The organism is Bradyrhizobium sp. SZCCHNR1017, assembly GCF_032381375.1.
Taxonomy (GTDB): domain Bacteria; phylum Pseudomonadota; class Alphaproteobacteria; order Rhizobiales; family Xanthobacteraceae; genus Bradyrhizobium.
Map to the genome: position 1 here is coordinate 104,878 of NZ_JAUHIR010000001.1, position 22,776 is coordinate 127,653.

A 22,776-nucleotide genomic window follows, 5' to 3' on the forward strand; every position below is an offset into this window, starting at 1 on the left:
CATGACATCCATCACCGACGCAACCCTGCCGATCACCCCGCGCGCGATGCGCGATGAGATGATCGTGTTCGTCATCATGACAGCGCTGCTGGCGATCGTGCCGTGGACCGGGCTGTACCCGTTCTTCGTCATGCAGGCGCTGTGCTTCGCGCTGCTGGCCTGCGCCTTCAACCTCCTGATCGGCTATGGCGGCCTGCTGTCGTTCGGCCATGCGATGTTCCTGGGAACGGCCGGCTATTGCAGTGCCCACGCGCTGAAGGTGTGGGGGCTGCCGCCCGAGCTCGGCATCCTGACGGGCGTCGCCGGATCGTTCGTCCTGTCGGTGATCACCGGCTACATCTCGATCCGACGCCAGGGCATCTATTTCGCGATGATCACCCTGGCGCTGTCGCAACTCCTGTACTTCATCTATCTGCAGGCGCCGTTCACCCATGGCGAGGACGGCATCCAGGGCATTCCGCAGGGCCGGATGTTCGGCATCCTCGACCTGTCCAAGCCGACGGTGCTCTATTACGTCGTGCTGGTCGGCTTCCTCGCCGGCTTCCTGCTGATCTTCCGCACCATCAACTCGCCGTTCGGCGAGGTGCTGAAATCGATCCGTGAGAACGAGCAGCGCGCGATCTCGCTGGGCTACAAGACCGACCATTACAAGCTGCTCGCCTTCATCCTGTCGGGGACGCTGGCGGGCCTCGCCGGTGCGCTGAAGGTGTTCGTCGCCCAGAATGCCTCGCTGACCGACGTCGAGGTCGGGATGTCCGGCCAGATCGTGCTCATGACCCTGGTCGGTGGGCTCGGCACCGTGTTCGGCCCCGTCGTCGGCGCGTTCGTGATCGTCGGCATGCAGCAATATCTGTCCGGGTTCGGCCAGTGGGTGACGGTGATCCAGGGCGTGATCTTCGTCGCCTGCGTGCTCACCTTCCGCCGCGGCGTCGTCGGGGAAATCGCCCATCTGTTCAAGCGATCCCTCTAAGTCATTGATCTGAAAAGAGATCATCGGAAGGGCAGAAAGCGGTGGATGATCCGGCCACCGCTTCTGCTGGTGCGCGATCCGGAGTATGACAGTTCTGTGACGGGCCGGCCCTGGCCCGTTTCGGAATGGATGGATCTCGTCCCATGCTGCACTGGTTTCGCGCCGTCCTCCCGCGGGAGGAGCGGTTTTTCGATTTGTTCGCCCGCCACAACAAGGTGGTGATTCAAGGCGCCCATGCGCTGCAGGACATGCTGCAGGGCGGCGACGACATCCTCAGGCATTGCCAGCGCGTCAGCCAGCTCGAGAACGAGGCCGACAACATCACCCGCGAAGTGCTGACCGCTGTCCGCCGCACTTTCATCACCCCATTCGACCGCGGCGACATCAAGAACCTGATCACCTCGATGGACGACGCCATCGACCAGATGCAGCAGACCGCCAAGGCCGTGGTGCTGTTCGAGGTCAAGGAGTTCGAGCCGACCATGCGCGAGATGGGCACCTTGCTGGTCGACTGCGCCAACCTGATCGGAAAGGCGTTGCCGCTGTTGCAGGCGATCGGTCAGAACGTGCCGATGATCACCGCGATCACCGAGGAGATGACCAAGCTCGAGGGACGGGTCGACGATCTCCACGACATCGGGCTGAAGGAGCTGTTCCTCAAGCACCGCAACGCCAACACGATGGATTTCATCGTCGGCGCCGAGATCTATGACCATCTGGAGAAGGTCGCCGACCGCTTCGACGACGTCGCCAACGAGATCAATTCGATCATGATCGAACAGGTCTAGGGTAGGGCCGCGCCGTGGACGCTCAACTCGGCCTTCCGATCCTGGTCGGCCTCATCGCCGTCGCACTCGCCTTCGATTTCCTCAACGGCCTGCACGACGCCGCCAACTCGATCGCGACCATCGTTTCGACCCGCGTGCTGCGGCCGCAATATGCGGTGTTCTGGGCCGCATTCTTCAACTTCGTGGCGTTCGGCGTGTTCGGCCTCCACGTCGCCCAGACCATCGGCACCGGCATCATCGATCCCGCGATCGTCGACGCGCAGGTGATCTTCGCTGCGCTGGTCGGCGCCATCGTCTGGAACCTGGTCACCTGGGCGGCCGGCATTCCGTCGTCGAGCTCGCATGCGCTGATCGGCGGGCTGGTCGGGGCAGGGGTCGCCAAGGCCGGCATCTCGGCCACCGTGTGGAGCGGCCTGTCCAAGACCGTGCTGGCGATCGTGCTGTCGCCGCTGGTCGGGCTGGTGCTGGCGATGATCCTGGTCGCGATCGTGTCCTGGGCCTCGGTGCGCTCGACGCCGTTCGCGGTCGACCGCGCCTTCCGCATCCTGCAATTCGCTTCGGCCTCGCTCTATTCGCTCGGCCATGGCGGCAACGACGCGCAGAAGACGATGGGCATCATCGCCGTGCTGTTGTACTCGCAGGGCCATCTCGGCGAGCAGTTCACGGTGCCGTTCTGGGTCGTGCTGTCGTGCCAGGCCGCGATGGCGCTGGGCACCCTGATGGGCGGCTGGCGCATCGTCCGCACCATGGGCCTGCGCATCACCAAGCTCAACCCGATGCAGGGCTTCTGCGCCGAGACCGGCGGCGCCATCACGCTGTTCCTGGCGACGTTCCTCGGCGTGCCGGTGTCGACCACCCACACCATCACCGGCGCCATCGTCGGCGTCGGCGCCGCTCGCCGTGCCTCGGCGGTGCGCTGGAACGTGGCCGGATCGATCGTCTATGCCTGGATCTTCACGATTCCGGCCTCGGCCATCGTCTCGGCGCTGACGTTCTGGCTGGTGTCGGTGCTCCGGCACTGATCCGGGGCGGGCGAGGGGACAACTCGCCGGTTGGAGTTGCGGTGCAAAACGCCTATATGGAGGGCGCGCGGCGGCCGTGATCCCGCGCCTTTCCCATCAAATCGCCCGCTCTCTGGCCCCGAAACGACGTCCGCCGCCTCATGTCCGATACAAGTTTGACGACCGAACAGCCGTCCCGCTCCGCGCTCTCCGACGAGGTCGCGCGCCGGCGCACCTTCGCCATCATCTCGCACCCGGACGCCGGCAAGACGACGCTGACCGAGAAGCTGCTGCTGTTCGGCGGCGCCATCAACCTCGCCGGCCAGGTCAAGGCCAAGGGCGAGCGCCGCAACACCCGCTCGGACTGGATGAAGATCGAGCGCGAGCGCGGCATCTCGGTCGTCACCTCGGTGATGACCTTCGAGTTCGAAGGGCTCGTCTTCAACCTGCTGGACACGCCGGGCCACGAGGACTTTTCCGAAGACACCTATCGCACGCTGACCGCGGTCGACTCGGCCGTCATGGTGATCGACGCCGCCAAGGGCATCGAGGCGCGCACGCGCAAGCTGTTCGAGGTCTGCCGCCTCCGCGACATCCCGATCATCACCTTCATCAACAAGATGGACCGCGAGAGCCGCGACACCTTCGATCTGCTGGACGAGATCGAGAAGACGTTGGCGCTCGACACCTCGCCGATGACCTGGCCCGTGGGGCGCGGCCGCGACTTCATCGGCACCTATGACATCCGCGACGGCGGCGTGCGCCTGCTCGAAGGCGGCGGCGCCAAGACCGGCGCGGCGCAGCAGATCGACATCGCCGAGCTCGGCAAGATCAACGCCAATCTCGACATGAGTCAGATCACCGACGAGCTGGAGCTGGTCAAGGAAGCCTGCAAGCCGTTCGACCTCGAGGCATTCCGCGAGGGCCACCTGACGCCGGTCTATTTCGGCAGCGCGCTGCGCAATTTCGGCGTCGGCGATCTGCTCGAAGGCCTCGGCCGCTACGCGCCGTCGCCGCGCGCGCAGGAGTCGAACCTGCGCAAGGTCGACGCCGCCGAGCCGCGCATGAGCGCCTTCGTGTTCAAGATCCAGGCGAATATGGACCCCAACCACCGCGACCGCATCGCGTTCGCGCGGCTGTGCTCGGGCAAGCTCAACCGCGGCATGAAGGCGAAGCTGGTACGCACCGGCAAGACCATGCCGCTGTCGAGCCCGCAATTCTTCTTCGCCCAGGACCGCTCGGTCGCGGACGAAGCTTTCGCCGGCGACGTCGTCGGCATTCCCAACCATGGCAGCTTGCGCATTGGCGACACCCTGACCGAGGGCGAGGATCTCACCTTTGTCGGCGTGCCGAGCTTTGCCCCGGAAATCGTCCGCCGCGTCCGCCTCACCGATGCGATGAAAGCGAAGAAGCTGAAGGAAGCCTTGCAGCAGATGTCGGAGGAGGGCGTCGTGCAGGTGTTCCGCCCGCGTGACGGTGCGCCGGCGCTGGTCGGCGTGGTGGGACCGCTGCAGCTCGACGTGCTCAAGGCGCGGCTCGATGCCGAGTACTCGCTGCCGGTCGAATTCGAAATCTCCGAGTTCTCGCTGGCGCGTTGGATCTCGTGCGACGACAAGAAGAAGCTCGAGGCGTTCATCGCCGCCAACAATTCCGGCGTCGCCGACGACGTCGACGGCGATCCGGTGTTCCTGGCCAAGAACGAGTTCTATCTCGGCTACACCAAGGAACGCGCCGAAGGCATCGTGTTCTCCAACGTCAAGGACGTGAAGAAGAAGGCCTGACGCTGCTGCTCTCCGGTCATTCCGGGGCATCGCGAAGCGATGAGCCCGGAATCCATTTTGCCTCTTGTACTGTCGCTCAATGGATTCCGGGCTCGCCCTGCGGACGCCCCGGAATGACGCGTAGAGAGAAACAGGACTCTTCCACAGTCGACTTGGCGCATGCTGCGTGATGAGACCCGTAGCGCCGCGCGCTTTTCGCCAGACGACTGGTGAGCTACGCTTCCTCTCACACCAAGCGGGGGAAAAGAAAATGCCAACGGGATCTTTGGGCCGCCTTGTCTGGCGCCAGATGGTGGCACTGTTAGCTGCGTGTGGCTTGGCGTTCGCGGCGATCGGAGCGGCAGACGCCGCCGAGGTGGTCGCGCTGGGCGCCAGCAACACCTATGGCAAGGGCGTCAATCGCGGCGAGGATTTTCCGGCCCAGCTCGAGGCCATGCTCCACGGCAAGGGCGTTCGGGTCAGCGTCGCCAACGCCGGCATCAACGGTGATACCACAGCCGGGATGCTGTCCCGCTTCGACAGCGCGGTCGATGGATCAACCCGCGTGCTGGTGCTGCAGCCCGGCGGCAACGACGCCCGCAAAGGGGTCGGCGACCAGCGCGCCAGCAGCATCAGCGCCATCATGGCCAAGGCCGCGCAGCGCCGCATCAAGGTCGTGATGGTCGAGAACGGCATGTTCCGTGGCCTGCCGCATCAGGTCGACGGTGTGCATCTGACCCCGGAGGGCTATCGCATGCTGGCCGCGGCGCTGCTGCCCCGCGTGATGGGCGGCTTGCGGAAGTAGCTCGCCGCGAGGTCGTGAAGCGCGCCGCGCCGGCCTGCGGTCTCACAGCTCGATGATCCCGCGCCGCGCCGCATGCGCCACCGCATCGGTCCGGCCCGTTGCATCGAGCTTGTCGAGCAGCGAGCCGACGTGGAACTTCGCCGTATGTACGGAGATGCCGAGGCTGCGCGCGATCTCCTTGTTGGAGCAGCCCTCGGCCATCAGCGCCAGGACGTCGCGCTCGCGCGCGGTGAGCTGAAAATCATCGATCGCCTGGCCGTCGATCCTGTCGTCGCCGCTGCGCGCCTCATCACCGCCATGCAACGGCGCGACGGCGACGTCGGCGCTCTCGCCGGGCGCGACCAGCGTCAGGCCCGTGACATCGCCGAGCAGCGCCGCCAGCCGGTCGGCCAGCTCGGCATCGTCGACCGCGATCGCGATCCTGATCGGCGCGCGCGCCTCCTCGCTCACGCCGGCCTCTCGCCGATGGTCAGGGCGAACTGCACCGGCTCGCCGGCACGCAGCGCTGCGACCTCGACGACGGCGCCGACGCTGTCCGAACCGAGTTCGCGCATCATCGCGCGCATGCCCCTGAACGGCTCCTTGTTGAGAGCGGTGATGACGTCACCCTGGCGCAGGCCGGCGGCCGCGGCCGGGCCGCTCTTGTCGAGGCTCATGATCATCGCACCGAGTCCATCGTCGAGCCGGACCGGCTGCAGGCCGGCGCCGAGATAGCCGCGAGCGATGCGACCATGCGTCTCGAGCTTGCTGGCGACCCGTTCGATCGTGGCCGCGGGTATCACGAGCGTCCGGCGCGGGCCGCGCACGGCCATTCCGATCGCGTGGCCCGCAGCGTCGAGCACGAGACCGCCTTCGGCGCTGTGCCGCAGCCTGGTGTCGAGCTCGATGCGCGCATCGATGTCGCCGCCGCGCAGGCTGCGCCAGGCGCCCGCCGATTGCGAGACCATCGCCAACGCCGCGGCCGGCTTGCCCTGATCGGCGGCGACGAGGATGGCCAGAGCACCGAGCGGCGGCACGCCGCCGGCAAGCGAGGCGGCCGCGACATCCTTGCCTTGGACGCGGAGCAAGGCGATGTCGGTGGTGTGATCACGCCCGGCGATCGTGACGGGGCGGGTCGTGCCGTCGGCGAAGGCGAGCACGATCTCGCCCTCCTCGGCAAGCGTCTCGTCCGCCGTGACGACGAGGCCCGGCTTCCAGACGAAGCCGGTGGCGCGCGAGCGGTGCGAATGGACCGAGACCAGTGATGGCGCTGCGGCGGCAACAGCGGCGGCCAGCGCGGAGGACAGTGAGGAGAGGGTGGACAGATCGGGCATCGACGGCTCCATGGGTTGATCCCAATGTGGCGCGTCGATGGTCGTTGCGGAACTCCCCAGGTGGGCAGGCTGCGCTCATCCGGGCTACAAGTTGAAGTCAGAGCGTCGTCCGCGCCTTCGGCAGCGGAAAGGCGAGATCGCCGTGCTTCGACGTCTTCAGCCCCAGTCCGATCAGCGCCTCGGCGAAGCGCACCGCTGCGGCGACGCCGTCGATCACGGGAATTCCGAGCTCGGTGGAGAGGTCGTGCGCGAGATCGGCCATGCCGGCGCAGCCGAGCACGATGGCGCCGATACCGTCCTCGCGCAGCGCCGCCCGGCATTCGCCGAGCAGCGTGCCGCGGACATTGGCTTCGGGCTTGTCGAGGTCGAGCACGGCAACGTCGACCGCGCGCACCCTGCGGCAATGCTGCTCCATGCCGTAATTGCGCACGAGGTGCTCGGCGATCACCTTGGTGCGCGACAGCGTGGTCACGATGCTGAAATGGGTGGCGACGAAGCTCGCCGCATGCATCGCAGCTTCCGCGATGCCGAGCACCGGCACAGCCGACAATTCGCGCGCGGCGAGCAGGCCGGGATCACCGAAGCAGGCGATCACATGGGCGTGGCAGCCTTCTGCGTCTCCGGCCTCGACCTCCTTGAGCATGCCGACCGCGGCAATCGCCTCGTCGTAATGGCCCTCGATCGAGGCGGCGCCGAACCGCGCGGTGCGGCCGACGATCCGCGTCGACGGGCTTGCGCTGGCCTGGGCCGCCTTGGCGATCAATTCGGTCATCGTCGCCGTCATGTTCGGGTTGATGACGTTGATCACGGTCTCGCTGTGGCGGCTCATCGTCGCGTCCGTCTGCTGTCGCATCCTGCCGTGTTCTAGCCGAGTTCCGCTGTTACGGTCGAGAGCCGTTCGCGGCGCGGAACGCGCAGACGTGAACGGGATTGAGCTTGCGAATTCTGCGATCGGATCCAGCTTGGAGTCCATCCCAGCCCGAGAGTCCCATGCTCCGTGTCGTCGTGCTCCTCCTGCTGATGGTGGCCGCTCCGGTCGCCGCCGACGCGCGCCGCCAGCAGATCAATCCGGTGCCGTTCGCGCACACGCCGTGCAGCGTGCTCGACGAGCAGCCGTGCACGCCGTCGTTCTGCAGCGTCTTCGGGCCGTGGCCGTGTATTCCCGAGATGAACTATCCCTATGGCCAGAACCTGCAACTCACGATCGAGAGCCGGCCCGCCAGGGATCAGGAAGCCAAATATCAGAAGCCGGATCACGATCTCGACACGATCGGCGATCTGTTCGCAGCGTTGCGCGCGTGCTGGACGCCGCCGCCGGAGGACAGCGCCCGCGCCGGGATGCAGATGACGGTGCGCTTCAGCTTCAAGCGGACCGGCGAGATGATCGCGCCGCCACGCGTGACCTTCGCGACATCAGGTGCCCCGGCCGACACGCGCGCGACCTATCTGAAGACGATCAATGCCTCGCTCGACGGCTGCCTGCCGCTGAAGTTCACAAAAGGACTCGGCGGTGCGCTCGCCGGCCGGCCGATCGCGATCCGCTATGTCGAGAATCGCGATCTGAAGAACACGTCGGAACGGTGATGGCGTCGTCCGCTGTGCTCCACCTCCCGACCGCATAGCCCGTCATGCCACTTCGGCTTTTCGAGCCGCCCCGGAACGACGGCGAGCGGGCTGGAGTGCCTGACGTTGAAATGCGCCACGTTGCGAGGCGGCCCCCGGAAATGATACCGATGCCCACGCACAGGTCGCGTGCAAGCGAAGGGGGACGCCGTGGGACTTCTGGTGATGGTGGTGGGGCTGGTGCTGTTTCTCGGCGCCCATGTGTTCACGACCCGGCGCGAGGCGCGTGCGAAGGTCATCGCGCGGCTGGGCGAGGGCACGTATAAGCTCGTCTATACTGTCGTGGCCCTTGCCGGCCTCGCCCTGATCGTCTGGGGTTTTGCCGCGTACCGCCACGACGGCGGCTGGATCCAGGTCTGGACGCCGCCGAAGGCGCTCAAGCACATCAATCTCGCCTTGATGCTGCCGGCGGTGATCATGATCGTCGCCGCCTACATCCGCGGCCGCATCTACACCGTGCTGAAGCATCCGATGCTGGCCGGCGTGAAGCTGTGGGCGTTCGGGCATCTGCTCGCCAATGGCGATCTCGGCGGCATCATCCTGTTCGGCTCGATCCTGGCATGGGCGGTGTTCGACCGCATCTCGCTGAAGCGCCGCGCCGACGCCGGCGGCCCGCCGATCCCCGTCGGCGGCGTCGGCAACGACGTGATCGCGGTGGTGGTCGGCATCGTCGTCTATCTGGCGCTGGCCTTCGCGTTCCATCCCGTCGTGCTCGGCATTCCTGTCATCGGGGGGTAGCGATGTCGGTGCAGTCAATCGTCCGGCGCAAGACGGCTCCCGAGATCCGCGCCCGCAAGGGCGGCGAGCCGATCGTGATGCTGACGTCCTACCACGCCCATACCGCGGCGCTGGTGGATCGCCATTGCGATGTGATCCTGGTCGGCGATTCCCTCGGGAATGTGATGCACGGTTTCGAGACCACCGTGCCGGTGACCCTGGAGATGATGATCCTGCAGGGCTGCGCCGTGATGCGCGGCTCGCGCCAGGCGCTGGTGGTGGTCGACATGCCGTTCGGCTGCTACGAGGCCACGAAGGAGCAGGCGTTTCATGCGGCGGTGCGGATCCTCAAGGAGACGCAATGCGGCGCGGTCAAGCTCGAGGGCGGGGCGCGGATGGCCGAGACGGTGGCCTTCCTCAGCGAGCGCGGCATCCCGGTGATGGGCCATGTCGGCCTGACGCCGCAATCGATCAACACGCTCGGCTCGTTCCGGGCGCAGGGCCGCGACGAGGCGGATTGGGCCGCGATCGAGAACGACGCTGCGGCGATCGCACAGGCCGGCGCGTTCTCGGTGGTGATCGAGGCCGTGGCCGAGCCGCTGGCGCGCAAGATCACGCAGCAGATCGCGATCCCCACCATTGGCATCGGCGCCAGCGCCGCCTGCGACGGTCAGGTGCTGGTTTTGGAGGACATGCTCGGCCTGTCGCCGCGGGCGCCGAAATTCGTCCGCCGCTACGGCAATCTGGGTCCGGCGATCGACGAGGCGATCGAACGCTACGCGGCCGACGTGCGTACCCGTGCGTTTCCGGCGGCGGAACATGTCTACGGAATGAAGTCAAAGACCTGACGGGCGGCTCTCGCTTGGTCGGCCCGTTGGCGCCGTGGTGCGTGCGGCGTCACGGGATGAATCTCCGGCGCTGGTGGAGATAGCCAAGCGCGTCATCCCTTGGTTATGTTTCAGGCTGGTCCGCATCGCGGCGAACAACGACAAGAAGCCAAGCTCGGGGAAACTCCATGGACTGGTCGACCTATGTAACGCCGCCGATGCGGCGCGAAGCCCGTTTCGGCGATCGCGTGGTTCCGTTGTTCACGGAGCGGCCCGCGAACATCTGGGCCATGGTCGAAGAAGCGGTGGAGCGCAACGGCGACGGCGAGGCGCTGGTCTGCGGGGCCGTGCGGCTGTCGTGGCGCGAGGTCGCCGCGACCGCCGCGCGGATCGCCGGCGGGCTGCAGGCGAGGGGCTTGCGCAAGGGCGACCGGCTGGCGCTGCTGCTCGGCAACCGCATCGAATTCGTGCTCACGCTGTTTGCCGCAGCCAAGCTCGGGCTGATCACGGTGCTCCTGTCGACGCGGCAGCAGACGCCGGAAATCGCCTATGTGCTGAAGGATTGCGGCGCCCGGCTGCTGCTGCACGAGGCTGCGTTGGCGGACCGGTTGCCGGCCGCTGCGGAAACGCCGGAGCTGGCGGGGCGCATTGCCGTCGACGATCGTCCGGCGCGGTCGGATTTTGCAGCGCTGGCCGATCATGCCGCGCACGAAAATCAAGTCGAGGTGACCGAAGAGGACACCGCGATGATCCTCTACACCTCCGGAACCACCGGCCGGCCGAAAGGCGCGATGCTCGCCCATTGCAACATCATCCACTCCTCGATGATCTACGAGGCCTGCCTGGGGCTGACGCGGGCCGACCGCTCGATCGCCGCCGTGCCGCTCGGCCATGTCACCGGCGTCGTCGCCAATATCACCAGCATGGCGCGCTGCGCCGGCACCTTGATCATCATGCCGGAGTTCAAGGCCGGCGAATATCTGAAGCTCGCCGCGCGCGAGCGCGTGACCTACACGGTCATGGTCCCCGCGATGTACAATCTCTGCCTGTTGCAGCGCGACTTCGACAGTCATGATCTCTCGTGCTGGCGGATCGGCGGCTTCGGCGGCGCGCCGATGCCGGTCGCCACCATCGAGCGGCTGGCCGCCAAGATCCCGGGTCTGCGGCTGGTCAACGCCTATGGCTCGACTGAGACCACCTCGCCGGCGACGTTGATGCCGTCGGATCTGACCGCGCGCCATATCGACAGCGTCGGGCTGCCGTGTCCGGGCGCCAGCATCCTGGTGATGGACGGGCAGGGGCGGGAGCTGCCGCGCGGTGAGATCGGCGAGATCTGGATCGGCGGCGGCCAGGTCATCAAGGGCTACTGGAACAATCCCAAGGCCACCGGCGAGAGCTTCACCGCCGGCTATTGGCATTCCGGCGACCTCGGCTCCGTCGACGCCGACAATTTCGTCCGGGTGTTCGACCGGCAGAAGGACATGATCAACCGTGGCGGGCTGAAGATCTACTCGGCCGAGGTCGAATCGGTGCTGGCGAGCCACCCGGCGGTGGTCGAGAGCGCGATCATCGCCCGGCCATGTCCGGTGCTCGGCGAGCGCGTGCACGCGGTGGTCGTGACCCGCGAGCCGATGAGCGCCGAAGCGCTGCGCAGCTGGTGCGCCGAGCGGGTCTCGGATTACAAGGTTCCGGAAACCCTGACCGTGACCGCGGACCCCCTGCCGCGCAACGCCAACGGCAAGGTGATGAAACGGCAGTTGCGCGAAGCCTTGACGGCGTGATAGCCGCGTTCGGACCCTGTGGCAGAACCGGGGAGTAACGCCTTGATTCGGCTGGACTCGCCTTGCCACCGCCATGCCGATGCGGTATCGGCGCCGGCGCGCGGGCAACGGGCCGCTCGCGCGGCACTTCAAACGCATGCGCGCGCGCTCGCAGCGAACCTGACGGGATGTCCTTAGGTGTCTGAATTTATTGATGAAGTAGACGAGGAGGTCCGTCGGGAACAGCTCAAGAAGCTGTGGGACCGCTACTCGATCTTTATCATCGCCCTTGCCGTGCTGATCATCGCCGGCGTCGGCGGCTGGCGCGGCTACCAGTATCTCGAGGGCCAGAAGGCCGCCGAGGCGGGCTCAGCCTTCAACAAGGCCCTCGAACTCTCCGAGCAGAACAAGCATGCCGATGCGGAGAAGGCCTTTGCCGATGTCGCGGCCAGGGCCCCATCGGGATACCGCATGCTGGCCCGCTTCCACCAGGCTGCCGAGGCCGCCATGCGCGACAAGGCGGCTGCCGTGAAGATCTACGACGAGCTTGCTGCCGACCGCAGCATCGGGGCCGAGCCGCAGTCGATGGCGCGGCTGCGCGCGGCAGGCCTGCTGGCCGATACGGCGCCTTACGCCGACCTCAAGCAGCGCCTCGAAGGCGAAACGGCGTCTGGCGCGCCGTTCCGCCACGCCGCCCGCGAATTGCTGGCGCTGTCGGCATGGAAGGCCAATGATGCCGCGGCGGCCCGTCAATGGCTCGACATGATTGCGCTGGATGGTGAGACCCCGCCGGGCCTGCGCTCGCGCGCCGAAGCGCTGCAGGCGCTATTGCCTGCAGTCGCCAAGAGCTGATCGCGAACCTCGCGACCGGCGAACCGAGTTGATTGGAACGACGATCATGCGCCGCCCCCAACGTGTCATTGCCCTCACGGTCCTCGTTGCGCTTTCCGGCGTGCTGGGCGGCTGCGCGAGCGGGGGAAGTTTCGATCCCTCGGACATGCTCGACTTCCTGGACACCAAGAAGAAGCTGCCGGGTGACCGCAAGCCGGTGTTCCCGGAGGGCGTGCCGGGTCTCGAGCAGGGCGTGCCAAAAGAGCTCTACAAGGGCGCGCAGCAGCAGCCGATGACCGACCCAGGCGCTCAGGCGGCTACGCCGCCGGCGCCTCCGGTGGAGGAGCCCAAGGGTAAAAAGGGCCGGCGGCAGGCGGCCGTGAACAACCCGACGACGGCCGATCCGCAGGATGGCGAGGCTGCCGCGGTCGAGGAGGGCGCTGCCGCCGTTCCGCCGGCACCGAAGCCCAAGAAGATCGTGCGCCGCCGCACCACCGCACCGCCCGCGGATGACCCGGCCGCGGCGCAGCCGCCGGCAGCCCCGCGGTCCAGCGGCGGCGGCTTCCCGGCGCCGATGCCGAGCGGCTCGTTCAGCCGTTAATCTCACCTGCGAATCGGCGGATCGCCCGTTCGGTTTTGCGGCCGAATGCGCTAAAGCTGCGCGCTCACGCGCACGGATCATCATGCCCTTCACCATCGCCATCATCGGCCGGCCCAACGTCGGCAAGTCGACCCTGTTCAACCGTCTGGTCGGGCAGAAGCTGGCGCTCGTCGACGACGTGCCGGGCGTCACGCGCGACCGCCGCGAGGGCGAGGCGAGGCTGTTCGATCTCAACTTCACGATCATCGACACCGCCGGCCTCGACGAGGGCCCCAAGGGCTCGCTGACCGCGCGCATGCAGGAGCAGACGGAAACCGCGATCGCGCTCGCCGACGCGCTGTTCTTCGTCATCGATGCCCGCATCGGCCTGACGCCCGCCGACCGCGCCTTCGCCGATTTCGCCCGCCGCGCCGACAAGCCGGTGCTGCTGCTCGCCAACAAGAGCGAGGGCAAGCATGGCGAGCTCGGCGCCATGGAGTCGTATGCGCTGGGCCTCGGTGATCCCATCCAGATCTCGGCCGAGCACGGCGAGGGTATGGGCGAGCTCTACGACGCCGTCAGCAAGCTCGTGCCGCCCACCGACGACGAGGACGACGAGCGCGAGGAGACCGACGAGGAGCGCGCCAACAGGCCGATCCGGGTCGCGATCGTCGGCCGTCCCAATGCCGGCAAGTCGACCCTGATCAACCATCTGCTCGGCGAGGAGCGGCTGCTCACGAGTCCCGAGGCCGGGACGACGCGCGATTCGATCGCGGTCGAAATCGAGTGGAGGGGCCGCGGCTTCCGCATCTTCGACACCGCAGGTCTGCGCCGGCGCTCGCGCATCGAGGAGAAGCTGGAGAAGCTGTCGGTGGCGGACGCGCTGCGCGCGGTGCGCTTCGCCGAGGTCGTCGTGCTGATGATGGATGCGCAGAACCGCTTCGAGGAGCAGGATCTGCGCATCGCCGACCTGATCGAGCGCGAGGGGCGTGCCCTGGTCATCGCCGTCAACAAATGGGACCTGATGGACGGCAACCCCGGCCAGATCTCGATGCTCCGCCGCGATGCCGACCACTGGCTACCGCAGGTCGCGGGCGCGCCGATCGTGGCGGTGTCGGGCCTGATGGGCGAGGGCATCGACCGGCTGATGCAGGCGATCGTCGAAGCCTACGCGGTCTGGAACCGGCGCGTGCCGACCGCGGCGCTGAACCGCTGGTTCGAGGGGGCGATCGCCGACAATCCGCCGCCGGCGGTGTCGGGCCGCCGGCTCAAGCTGAACTACATCACCCAAACCAAGGCGCGGCCGCCGAGTTTCGTGCTGTTCTGCTCCCGCGCCGACGCGATCCCGCAATCCTACTTGCGCTATCTCACCAACTCGATGCGCGAGACCTTCGAGCTGCCCGGCACGCCGGTGCGCATCACCCTGCGCGAGAAGGCCAATCCGTTCGCGCACAAGCGCAAGCGGCCGAACTGATCAGTTGCGGTAGCGGAAGCGGTCCGGCCATGGAAGCAAGTCCGCCGAGCGTCGCGACCGAAGATGCGCCGGCCCCGCGCCGCGGCGCGGTCGCCTTCATCTTCGTCACCATCCTGCTCGACATGCTCGCGCTCGGGCTGATCATGCCGATCCTGCCGAAGCTGATCGAGAGCTTCGTCGGCAACGACACCGCGCAGGCGGCCCGCATCTTCGGCCTGTTCGGCACCGCCTGGGCGCTGATGCAGTTCGTGTTCTCACCGGTGCTCGGCAGCCTGTCCGATCGCTTCGGCCGGCGCCCGGTGATCCTGCTGTCGAACTTCGGCCTCGCCGCCGACTACGTGCTGATGGCGCTGGCGCCGTCGCTCGCCTGGCTGTTCGTTGGGCGCCTGGTCTCCGGCGTCACCTCGGCCAGCATCTCCACCGCCTTTGCCTACATCGCCGATCTGACGCCGCCGGATCGGCGGGCCGCGATCTTCGGCCGCATCGGCGCAGCGTTCGGTGCGGGGTTCGTGCTCGGTCCCGCCACCGGCGGACTGTTGGGTGACATCGATCCGCGGCTGCCGTTCTGGGCGGCTGCGGGGCTCAGCTTCGCCAACGCGCTCTATGGCTTCCTGGTGCTGCCGGAGTCGCTGAAGCAGGAACGGCGCAGTCCATTCCGGTGGCGGACGGCGAACCCGCTCGGTGCGCTGCGGTTGCTGGCATCGGACCGCATCCTGGCGGGGCTGTCGACCGTGAACTTCATCACCCAGCTTGCCCATGTCGTGCTGCCGTCGACCTTCGTGCTGTATGCGACCTACCGCTACGGCTGGGACACCCGCACCGTCGGCCTCACATTGGCGATGGTCGGCGTCTGCGCGATGATCGTGCAGGGCGGCGCGGTCGGGCTGATCGTCCGCCTGTTCGGCGAGCGCGGCGCGTTGATGCTCGGTCTGTCGGCGGGCATGGTCGGCTTCTTCATTTTCGGTGTGGCGCCGACGGGACCGCTGAGCTGGCTCGGCATCCCCGTGATGGCGCTATGGGGCGTGTCGGGCGCGGCCATGCAGGCTTTGATGACCCGCCTCGTCCCACCGGACAAGCAGGGCCAGCTACAGGGCGCGACGTCGAGCGTGCAGAGCGTGGCCCAGCTCGCGGGTCCCTTCCTGTTCACGCTGACCTTTGCCTATTTCATCGGAACGGCCGCGCCGGCGCATCTACCCGGCGCGCCGTTCCTGCTGGCGTCGGCGTTGCTGATCGTCGCTCTCCTGATTGCGGTGCGGACGCTCTCCTCGGCAAAGAACAGCTAGACTAGCGCGCCGGCCTGAAGGTTCTCATCCGCTGACCCCACCGATGCAGCTCTCGCGCTCTCGCGGGACGGGGATTGCACACGCTTCAAAATAGGTCAATAATACTGACATAAATAGCCGGATCAGGGGAGGAATATTGGTGAGCTGGAAGCCCGTCTACGCGCGCCGCGCGGATCGCATGAAGGCATCGGAGATCCGCGAACTGCTCAAGGTGCTGGAGCGGCCAGGCATGATTTCGTTCGCCGGCGGCATCCCCGATCCTGCGCTGTTTCCTGCAGCAGCGGCGGCGCAGGTCTATGCCGATGCGCTGGCATCGCCCAACGCGGCTTCCGCTGCTCTGCAATACGCCGTCAGCGAGGGCTACGGTCCGCTTCGCCAGTGGATCGCCGAGCACATGACCGCGCAGGGCATAGCGGCCTCGCCAGACAACATCCTCGTCACCGCGGGATCGCAACAGGCGCTCGATTTTCTCGGCAAGCTGCTGCTCACGCCCGCGGATACGGCGCTCGTCACCGTTCCCACCTATCTTGGCGCGCTTCAGGCCTTTTCGGCTTACGAGCCGCGTTACGATTCGATCGGTCCACACGCTGCGAACCGCACCCCGGCCTCCTACGCGGACGAAGCCGCGAAAGAAGCTGCGGGGGCGCGCGTGAAATTCGTCTATGTCGTGCCGGACTTTGCCAATCCGACCGGTGAGACGCTGTCGCGTTCGGCGCGCGCCGATGTCCTGGATCTCGCCGGCGAGCTGGACGTGCCGGTGTTGGAGGACAGCGCCTATTCTGCCTTGCGTTTCGACGGCGACGAGATGCCGTCGCTGCAGTCGTTGGACGTCCGTCGCCGCGGCTCGCTCGATGCTTCCCGCGTCATCCATCTCGGAACGTTCTCGAAGACGGTCGCGCCGGGCCTGCGCATAGGCTGGATTTGTGCATCGCGCGCCATCATCAGCCGTCTCGTCCTCATCAAGCAGGCGAGCGACCTCAACGTGTCAGCGATCAATCAGATCGTGATGCACAGGCTCGTGAAAGACGGAGGGCATGCCGGGCTGATTGCACGGGCGCGCGCGCATTATCGGCTCAAGCGCGATGCGATGCTGAGGGCACTCGAGGCACAGATGCCGTCAGAAGCGAGGTGGACGCGGCCCGACGGCGGGTTCTTCGTCTGGCTCACCTTGCCGGACGGCGTGTCCGGTGCCGCCTTGCTCGACCGCGCCATGAATCAGGCCCAGGTGGCGTTCGTTCCCGGGGCAGCTTTCTTCCACGACGGCAGCGGCACCAACACGATCCGCCTGTCTTATTCGCTGCCCGAGGAGGCCGTGATCGAGGAAGGCATCGGCCGCCTCGCGAGCCTGCTGCGCTGACGATGACGTGATTCGGCGCAGCGAATGTCGCATCGTCTGCGCAGCGGCACTGGCGGGACGCGATGCTAATCCACCGCATCCCGCATCGGAGCTATCGGCTTACTTCTTCACCAGCGGACAGTCGCTGGCCTCGAGCGGCTTGGCGGCATCCTCAGGCGCGATCTTGGCGATCAGCTTGTAGTAGTCCCACGGGTATTTGGACTCTTCGGGCTTCTTGACCTCGAACAGATAGGCCGGGATCAGGCGGCGTCCGTCGGCGCGCAGCGGGCCCTTGCCGAACAGCGGATCGTCGGTCGGGATCTCCTTCATCTTGGCCACGACCTTGGCGCCGTCATGCGGATTGCCGCCGAGCGCTTCCAGCGTCTTGAGGTAATGCAGCGTGCCGGCGTAGTTGCCCGCCACCGTCATCGACGGCATCGTGCCCTTCGGCGACAGCTTCTGGAAACGCTTGGACCATTCGCGGGTCTGGTCGTTCAGATCCCAGTAGAACGACTCGGTGAAGGTCAGGCCCTGCGCCACCTTCAGCCCCAGCGCATGCACGTCGTTGACGAACAGCAGGAGTGCGGCGAGCTTCTGGCCGCCCTGGACGATGCCGAATTCCGAGGCCTGCTTGATCGAGTTGGTGGTGTCGCCGCCGGCATTGGCAAGCCCGATGACCTTTGCCTTCGACGACTGCGCCTGCAGCAGGAAGGACGAGAAGTCGGCGGTGTTGAGCGGGTGCTTCACCGAGCCCAGCACCTTGCCGCCGCTGCTGGTCACCACGGCCGAGGTGTCGCGCTCCAGCGCGTGACCGAAGGCATAGTCGGCGGTCAGGAAGAACCAGGTGTCGCCGCCGGCCTTGGTCAGCGCCTTGCCGGTGCCGTTCGCGAGCATGTAGGTGTCGTAGGTGAAGGAGATGGTGTTTGCGTTGCACGCTTTGCCAGTCAGGTCCGCCGTGGCGGCACCGGAGTTCAACAGGATCGAGTTCTTTTCCTTGACCAGGTTGGAGACGGCCAGCGCCACGCCCGAGTTCGGCGTGTCCATGATCACGTCCACCTTCTGCGTGTCGATCCACTGCCGGCCGATATTGACGCCGACGTCGGGCTTGTTCTGGTGGTCGCCGCTGATGACCTCGATGGTCCAGCCCTTGGCCTTCAGGCCGGAATCCTCAACCGCCATGTTGACGGCTGCGACCGAGTTGGGACCGCCGATGTCGGCGTAGAGGCTGGACATGTCGTTGAGCACGCCGATCTTGACGACCTTGTCGTCGGCGAAGGCGGAGCCGGCAAAGCTGAGCGTGGTGGCGGCAAGCAGCGCAGCCATCCGCCGCGCATGAGACGTCGTCATCAAAGTCCTCCCTGGTATCGTGTCACGGCGGGGCTTCTTGGGCGCCCTTTGCCGTCGGATTCCCTGGATAGCCGGTCTTGTCAGTTGCGGCAATGCGCCAAAAGGCGCGAGACGCGCCCAAGGTTTGTGCGTTTCGCTTGAGCGTTAACGCAGGGCGTCCGAGGTCAGCCGGAATTTCTGGATGCGCTTACCGGTGTCGACCTCGGCGGTATAAACGTTGCCCTGCCGGTCGACAGCCATCGCGTGCACCCAATGGAATTGGCCGGCATTGCGGCCATTGTGGCCGAAGCTGCCAACCACGCTGCCGTCATCCCGCCTGATGATGCGGATCTCGTTGTTCTCGCCATCGGCAGACAGCAGGTAGGTCTGCTTCGGATCCGGCCAGATCGCGATGTCCCACACCGCGCCATTGCCGAGCGTGTTCTTTTCGAAGAACCATTCGGCCACGAATGTCCCGTCCTTCCTGAACACCTGGATGCGGTCGTTGATGCGGTCGCAGACATAGACGAGACCATCGTCGGCGATCTTCACGCAGTGCACGGGATTGCCGAACTGCTGGGCGACCGGTGCCTTGGGATCATACGGCGGCTGCTTGGCATCGTCAGGGACATGGCCATAGGCGCCCCAATGCCGCTTGTAGGCGAGGGTGGTGGCATCGAACACGATGACGCGGCGGTTGCCGTAGCCGTCGGCGACGTAGATCTCGTTCGCCTCCTTGTCGATCGCTGTCTCCGCGGGCTTGCCGAGCTGGGTGGTGTCGTTGGAGCCCTTGCTCGGCGCCATCGTTCCGATCTGAGCGACGAACTTGCCATCGAGCGTTGAACTTCAGGATGGCGTTGTCATTGTCGGCATTGCCGCCGATCCAGACGAAGCCGCGTTCGTCGACCTCGATGCCATGCTCGCGGCCGACCCATTCATAGCCCGGGCCCGGGCCGCCCCAGGCGCGCAAGAGATTGCCGTCGGTATCGAATTCGAGCACCGGGGGCGCCGGAATGCAGCATTTCGATCGCGGCGGATTGAGCGTAGCGCCTTTCTCGTCGTCGGTCAGCGAGCGCGGCCGGTGAATGACCCAGATGTGGCCCTGGTGATCAACCGTGATGCCGCCGACCTGGCCGAGGATCCAGTTGTTGGGGAGCTGCTTCGGCCAGGACGGCTCGACGGCGAACGCGGGCACCTCTGCTGCGGCGCTGGTGCTGCGAGAGAAGAGGACGTTGCCGGCCGCAACGGCGAACAGCAGAATGACCAGGGCAGGCCTTGTCGCGCGTCCGCGTCGTGCTCGCGTCATGCCGTCCTCCCCGATATGTGCTGCGGTCATCCGCTTATGAACGCAGTCAATCGCGGGCATGGCGGAGTGTCAATCGCGCGGGGGACGCCGATCGGCAGGCTCAGACCGGCGCCTGCTCTACCGCTTCCTTTTTCGGCGGCGTTCGCAACGTGGGCGGCCGCAGAAAGCGCGTCAGCATGAGCCGCAGATGCTCACTGCTCTTCTTGATGTCGACGTTCGGATTACGGATCGGCAGCGCGCGTGCGCCGTCGACGATCACGAACAGGATGTTCGCGGTCGCCTCCGGATCGAGGCCGGGATCGACCTCGCCGCGGCCCTGTGCCTTGGTGAGGAAGTCGACCAGCAGCGCCCGCATCGCGCGCGCGTGGGCGTGGACGATGGCTGCAAAGTCGGCATTGCGGCAGGCCTCGGCCAAAGCCTCGGCGCTGAGGACCTGGGCCTGCGGCTGGTGAATGCTGGTGCTCTCGAGCTCCTGCACCAGGGCGTCGATCACGTCGGGCGAGGCCAGGATTGCCTGGAGGCGCGATGCAGCGTGGCTCAGATTCTGCTCGACCAGCGCCTGGATCATCGCCTCCTTGCTGGGGAAGTAATGGTAGAGGTGCCCCGGGCTGATCTTGGCGGCGGCGCAGATGTCGGTGGTGCTGGCGCCGTGAAATCCGTTCCTGACGAAGCACGACAGTGCGGCCTGGAGAATCTCCCGGCGCTTCTGCTCGTGCTTGACCGGATCGACCTTTCTCATCGCGTGTCCTGCCGGGCCAACTCTCGCCACATTCGTCGTTTTCGCCAACTGCTTGTAATATAAAATAATATTTCTCGCCGCTCTAATCTAGAGAATTTGATCTAGTTTCGTTGGACAAGCGCTACGGCTTGTGAGACTTAATTAGAGTGAGTTGTCTATCAATGGGTCTGACCGTTTCGATGCGTCTCGCTCCGCTGAAGTCGATGACCCTGGTTTCCCTGGCGCTGGCAACGGCCGGCTGCGCCACCGCTCCGCTCGAGCGGGCGGGCTCGCTCAAGAACTACGATCATCTCGCCGAAGCCAACGGCCTGGTGACGCGCGCGCAGATCAAGGCCAACAAGAAGGAGCTGCTCGAGGCCAAGACGATCCGGATCGAGCCGACCGCGTTTCCGCCGCGTCCCGACATCGCCCTCGACGAGAGCGAGCGCAAGCTGGTGGCCAACGTCATCAGCCGGGAAATGTGCCTGCGGCTGAGCGAGCGATTCCAGATCGTCGGCCCCCGTGAGGAGGCCGATCTGACGGTCAAGGCGACCGTCACCCATGCCACGGCGACCAACGCGACCGCCTCGGCCGCCTCGCAGGCGGCGTCCATCGCCAAAAGCGTTGCGCTGCCGGGCGTCCCGGTGCCGGTGCCCCGACTGCCCGTCGGGCTCGGCACGCTGTCCGTCGAGGCCGAGGCGCGCGACTTCGCAGGGTTCCAGAAGGCCGCAATGGTGTGGGCGCGCGGCGCCAACTCGGTCTCGACTGCCCGCATGGCCAATGACGGCGACGCCTACGACCTCGCTTCCGAGTTCGGCGCCGACTTCGCGAAGCTGGTGTCGACCGGCGAGTCGCCGTTCTCAGGCGTCCCGTCGCTGGCCTCGCTGCCTTCGGTGTCGAGCGTGCCGGCCAAGCTCGGCGCCGCTCCCAAATATGCCGCATGTGAGCAGTACGGACGTTTCCCCGGCCTGAAGGGCTTCGTCGGTGCCGGTCTGGGCCTGCCGCCGGGCTGGACCGACAAGGGCGCCGAGGAAGCCAGGCCGGACGCGCCGCAGCCGTCGCCGGAGATCGCAAGCGTGGAGCAGCAAGCGTCGCGATGAAGTCCGCCGCCTCCTTCCGCGTGCTTGTCCCGCGTGTCCTGCTCGCGTGCGCCGCGTCGCTGCTGCTGGCGGCGTGCGCAGCCGTCATGCCACGCAACGCGTTGCCGGAGGCGGCGGCTGTCAGCGCCGACCCGGTCGGCTTCCGCAACGTCCGCTACTGGGGTGACGAGCCGGCGCCGCGCTTTGCCGAGGCCGCGATGTCACGCGCGTCGGCCGAACTCCCGATCTCGCGTCCGCTGAATTTCCTCGCGATCTCCGGTGGCGCCGAGAACGGCGCGTTCGGCGCCGGGCTGCTGGCCGGCTGGGGCGAGGCCGGCAACCGGCCGTCGTTCGACATGGTGACGGGCGTCAGCTCCGGCGCGCTGATCGCGCCGTTCGTCTTCCTGGGGCGCGAGCATGATGACAAGCTGCGCGAGATCTTCACCGCCTATGAGCGCAAGGACATCTTCACGGTCAACATTCCCGGCCTGCTGCAGGGCTCGGCGCTGGCCGACAACACGCCGCTGTCGCGGCTGATCGAGAAGTATGTCGATCGCGAGTTCCTGCGCGACGTCGCGCGCGAGAGCAGCAAGGGCCGGGTGCTTCTGGTCGGCACCACCAATCTCGATGCGCAGCGTCCGGTGCTGTGGGACATGGGCCGCATCGCCGCCGCCGATACGCCCGAGGCGATCGCGCTGTTCCGCCAGGTGCTGCTGGCGTCCGCGACCGTGCCGGGCGCCTTCGCTCCGGTTCGCATCAAGGTGCGGATCGGCGACAAGGACTACGACGAGCTGCATGTCGACGGCGGCGTCACGCGGCAGGTGTTCATCGGTCCGTCGGTGCTGCGTCTCGTCTCCGGCCGCGGCCCGCGCCGGAGCGTGAGCGGCGCGCATCTCTACGTCATCCGCAACGCTCGCATCGATCCGCAATGGGACAGCGTCGGCGCCGACGTGCTCTCGGTGACGCAACGCTCGCTGTCGACCCTGATCAAGAACCAGGGCATCGGCGATATCTACCGCATCTACTCGGTGGCGAAGTTCAACGGCATCGACTTCAACCTCGCCAGCGTGCCGGCCGATTTCCAGGCCAAGGCCGACGGTCCGTTCGACCGCACCTACATGACCGCGCTGTTCGATCGCGGCCACGACATGGGACGGCGGGGCTATCCCTGGGTGAAGAGCCTGCCTGGGCTGCAATCCAACGAGCACGGCATCACGGCGCAGATCCCGGCGCGCACGATGGCGGCTGCCGCGCGATGATCTGGCGAAGCTGCAGGTCT

Annotated in this window: 21 protein-coding genes and 1 pseudogene; 16 read left to right on the plus strand and 6 right to left on the minus strand. The window is 66.6% G+C overall.

Going from position 1 to position 22,776, the window contains the following annotated elements:
- Position 1 precedes the first annotated feature (1 nt).
- The 5 genes from QW863_RS00510 (at position 2) to QW863_RS00530 (ending at position 5,324) form a co-directional block, all read left to right on the plus strand.
- Complete coding sequence (locus QW863_RS00510; protein ID WP_315712495.1) at positions 2 to 970, plus strand: branched-chain amino acid ABC transporter permease; 969 nt, start codon at positions 2 to 4, stop codon at positions 968 to 970.
- Positions 971 to 1,113: 143 nt separating this feature from the next.
- On the plus strand, positions 1,114 to 1,758 hold the full coding sequence (locus QW863_RS00515) for a DUF47 domain-containing protein (RefSeq protein WP_315712494.1): 645 nt from the start codon (positions 1,114 to 1,116) through the stop codon (positions 1,756 to 1,758).
- A gap of 14 nt (positions 1,759 to 1,772) precedes the next feature.
- The gene (locus tag QW863_RS00520; protein ID WP_315712493.1) at positions 1,773 to 2,780 is read left to right on the plus strand and encodes an anion permease; all 1,008 of its coding nucleotides are present in this window, start codon (positions 1,773 to 1,775) and stop codon (positions 2,778 to 2,780) included.
- Between the two features lie 140 nt (positions 2,781 to 2,920).
- On the plus strand, positions 2,921 to 4,540 hold the full coding sequence (locus QW863_RS00525; RefSeq protein WP_315712492.1) for a peptide chain release factor 3: 1,620 nt from the start codon (positions 2,921 to 2,923) through the stop codon (positions 4,538 to 4,540).
- A gap of 250 nt (positions 4,541 to 4,790) precedes the next feature.
- Positions 4,791 to 5,324 carry a GDSL-type esterase/lipase family protein gene (locus QW863_RS00530; protein ID WP_315712491.1) on the plus strand — a complete coding sequence of 178 codons (534 nt, stop codon included), beginning with the start codon at positions 4,791 to 4,793 and terminating at the stop codon, positions 5,322 to 5,324.
- A 42-nt stretch (positions 5,325 to 5,366) separates the two neighbouring features.
- Here the strand turns inward: QW863_RS00530 and QW863_RS00535 are convergent, their stop codons facing one another.
- The 3 genes from QW863_RS00535 to QW863_RS00545 form a co-directional block, all read right to left on the minus strand.
- Positions 5,367 to 5,774 (minus strand): helix-turn-helix transcriptional regulator, encoded by a 408-nt coding sequence (locus QW863_RS00535; RefSeq protein WP_315712490.1) that lies wholly within the window; start codon positions 5,772 to 5,774, stop codon positions 5,367 to 5,369.
- Positions 5,771 to 6,637, minus strand: coding sequence for a S1C family serine protease (locus QW863_RS00540; protein WP_315712488.1), 867 nt, complete (start codon positions 6,635 to 6,637; stop codon positions 5,771 to 5,773). Before QW863_RS00540 ends, QW863_RS00535 begins: the two co-directional genes overlap by 4 nt.
- A 97-nt stretch (positions 6,638 to 6,734) precedes the next feature.
- Positions 6,735 to 7,466 (minus strand): aspartate/glutamate racemase family protein, encoded by a 732-nt coding sequence (locus QW863_RS00545; RefSeq protein WP_315712486.1) that lies wholly within the window; start codon positions 7,464 to 7,466, stop codon positions 6,735 to 6,737.
- A gap of 161 nt (positions 7,467 to 7,627) precedes the next feature.
- Here QW863_RS00545 and QW863_RS00550 point away from each other — a divergent pair, with 161 nt between their 5' ends.
- From QW863_RS00550 to QW863_RS00590, 9 genes are all read left to right on the plus strand, one after another.
- Complete coding sequence (locus tag QW863_RS00550; RefSeq protein ID WP_315712485.1) at positions 7,628 to 8,221, plus strand: hypothetical protein; 594 nt, start codon at positions 7,628 to 7,630, stop codon at positions 8,219 to 8,221.
- Positions 8,222 to 8,410: 189 nt separating this feature from the next.
- Complete coding sequence (locus tag QW863_RS00555) at positions 8,411 to 8,998, plus strand: NnrU family protein (protein ID WP_315712484.1); 588 nt, start codon at positions 8,411 to 8,413, stop codon at positions 8,996 to 8,998.
- Between the two features lie 2 nt (positions 8,999 to 9,000).
- Positions 9,001 to 9,825, plus strand: a complete 825-nt coding sequence (panB, locus tag QW863_RS00560; RefSeq protein WP_315712482.1) for a 3-methyl-2-oxobutanoate hydroxymethyltransferase — start codon at positions 9,001 to 9,003, stop codon at positions 9,823 to 9,825.
- 167 nt (positions 9,826 to 9,992) lie between these two features.
- Positions 9,993 to 11,585: a class I adenylate-forming enzyme family protein gene (locus QW863_RS00565; protein ID WP_315712481.1), complete on the plus strand. Its 1,593-nt coding sequence runs from the start codon at positions 9,993 to 9,995 to the stop codon at positions 11,583 to 11,585.
- A gap of 177 nt (positions 11,586 to 11,762) precedes the next feature.
- On the plus strand, positions 11,763 to 12,416 hold the full coding sequence (locus QW863_RS00570) for a tetratricopeptide repeat protein (protein WP_315712480.1): 654 nt from the start codon (positions 11,763 to 11,765) through the stop codon (positions 12,414 to 12,416).
- 46 nt (positions 12,417 to 12,462) lie between these two features.
- On the plus strand, positions 12,463 to 12,996 hold the full coding sequence (locus tag QW863_RS00575) for a hypothetical protein (RefSeq protein ID WP_315712479.1): 534 nt from the start codon (positions 12,463 to 12,465) through the stop codon (positions 12,994 to 12,996).
- A gap of 82 nt (positions 12,997 to 13,078) precedes the next feature.
- Positions 13,079 to 14,449: a ribosome biogenesis GTPase Der gene (der, locus tag QW863_RS00580; protein ID WP_315712478.1), complete on the plus strand. Its 1,371-nt coding sequence runs from the start codon at positions 13,079 to 13,081 to the stop codon at positions 14,447 to 14,449.
- Between the two features lie 29 nt (positions 14,450 to 14,478).
- Complete coding sequence (locus QW863_RS00585) at positions 14,479 to 15,732, plus strand: TCR/Tet family MFS transporter (RefSeq protein WP_315712477.1); 1,254 nt, start codon at positions 14,479 to 14,481, stop codon at positions 15,730 to 15,732.
- 136 nt (positions 15,733 to 15,868) lie between these two features.
- On the plus strand, positions 15,869 to 17,089 hold the full coding sequence (locus tag QW863_RS00590; RefSeq protein WP_315712476.1) for a PLP-dependent aminotransferase family protein: 1,221 nt from the start codon (positions 15,869 to 15,871) through the stop codon (positions 17,087 to 17,089).
- A gap of 99 nt (positions 17,090 to 17,188) precedes the next feature.
- Here the strand turns inward: QW863_RS00590 and QW863_RS00595 are convergent, their stop codons facing one another.
- From QW863_RS00595 to QW863_RS00605, 3 genes and pseudogenes are all read right to left on the minus strand, one after another.
- Positions 17,189 to 18,415: an ABC transporter substrate-binding protein gene (locus QW863_RS00595; protein WP_315712474.1), complete on the minus strand. Its 1,227-nt coding sequence runs from the start codon at positions 18,413 to 18,415 to the stop codon at positions 17,189 to 17,191.
- 144 nt (positions 18,416 to 18,559) lie between these two features.
- A pseudogene (locus tag QW863_RS00600) lies at positions 18,560 to 19,700 on the minus strand (hypothetical protein).
- Positions 19,701 to 19,800: 100 nt separating this feature from the next.
- Positions 19,801 to 20,439 (minus strand): TetR/AcrR family transcriptional regulator, encoded by a 639-nt coding sequence (locus tag QW863_RS00605; protein ID WP_315712472.1) that lies wholly within the window; start codon positions 20,437 to 20,439, stop codon positions 19,801 to 19,803.
- Between the two features lie 161 nt (positions 20,440 to 20,600).
- Between QW863_RS00605 and QW863_RS00610 the strand changes: the two genes are divergently transcribed.
- Positions 20,601 to 21,518, plus strand: a complete 918-nt coding sequence (locus tag QW863_RS00610; protein ID WP_315712471.1) for a DUF3313 family protein — start codon at positions 20,601 to 20,603, stop codon at positions 21,516 to 21,518.
- On the plus strand, positions 21,515 to 22,756 hold the full coding sequence (locus QW863_RS00615) for a patatin-like phospholipase family protein (protein ID WP_315712470.1): 1,242 nt from the start codon (positions 21,515 to 21,517) through the stop codon (positions 22,754 to 22,756). The genes QW863_RS00610 and QW863_RS00615 overlap by 4 nt, the downstream gene beginning before the upstream one ends.
- The last annotated feature ends 20 nt before the right edge of the window (positions 22,757 to 22,776 follow it).

What these genes read in the sequence shown, in the direction of transcription:
- QW863_RS00510 (WP_315712495.1), top strand. Translation starts at nt 2, where the DNA reads ATGACATCCATCACCGACGCAACCCTGCCGATCACCCCGCGCGCGATG.
- QW863_RS00515 (WP_315712494.1), top strand. Translation starts at nt 1,114, where the DNA reads ATGCTGCACTGGTTTCGCGCCGTCCTCCCGCGGGAGGAGCGGTTTTTC.
- QW863_RS00525 (WP_315712492.1), top strand. Translation starts at nt 2,921, where the DNA reads ATGTCCGATACAAGTTTGACGACCGAACAGCCGTCCCGCTCCGCGCTC.
- QW863_RS00530 (WP_315712491.1), top strand. Translation starts at nt 4,791, where the DNA reads ATGCCAACGGGATCTTTGGGCCGCCTTGTCTGGCGCCAGATGGTGGCA.
- QW863_RS00540 (WP_315712488.1), bottom strand. Translation starts at nt 6,637, where the DNA reads ATGCCCGATCTGTCCACCCTCTCCTCACTGTCCTCCGCGCTGGCCGCC.
- QW863_RS00545 (WP_315712486.1), bottom strand. Translation starts at nt 7,466, where the DNA reads ATGAGCCGCCACAGCGAGACCGTGATCAACGTCATCAACCCGAACATG.
- QW863_RS00550 (WP_315712485.1), top strand. Translation starts at nt 7,628, where the DNA reads ATGCTCCGTGTCGTCGTGCTCCTCCTGCTGATGGTGGCCGCTCCGGTC.
- panB (WP_315712482.1), top strand. Translation starts at nt 9,001, where the DNA reads ATGTCGGTGCAGTCAATCGTCCGGCGCAAGACGGCTCCCGAGATCCGC.
- QW863_RS00565 (WP_315712481.1), top strand. Translation starts at nt 9,993, where the DNA reads ATGGACTGGTCGACCTATGTAACGCCGCCGATGCGGCGCGAAGCCCGT.
- QW863_RS00575 (WP_315712479.1), top strand. Translation starts at nt 12,463, where the DNA reads ATGCGCCGCCCCCAACGTGTCATTGCCCTCACGGTCCTCGTTGCGCTT.
- der (WP_315712478.1), top strand. Translation starts at nt 13,079, where the DNA reads ATGCCCTTCACCATCGCCATCATCGGCCGGCCCAACGTCGGCAAGTCG.
- QW863_RS00585 (WP_315712477.1), top strand. Translation starts at nt 14,479, where the DNA reads ATGGAAGCAAGTCCGCCGAGCGTCGCGACCGAAGATGCGCCGGCCCCG.
- QW863_RS00595 (WP_315712474.1), bottom strand. Translation starts at nt 18,415, where the DNA reads ATGACGACGTCTCATGCGCGGCGGATGGCTGCGCTGCTTGCCGCCACC.
- QW863_RS00605 (WP_315712472.1), bottom strand. Translation starts at nt 20,439, where the DNA reads ATGAGAAAGGTCGATCCGGTCAAGCACGAGCAGAAGCGCCGGGAGATT.
- QW863_RS00610 (WP_315712471.1), top strand. Translation starts at nt 20,601, where the DNA reads ATGGGTCTGACCGTTTCGATGCGTCTCGCTCCGCTGAAGTCGATGACC.
- QW863_RS00615 (WP_315712470.1), top strand. Translation starts at nt 21,515, where the DNA reads ATGAAGTCCGCCGCCTCCTTCCGCGTGCTTGTCCCGCGTGTCCTGCTC.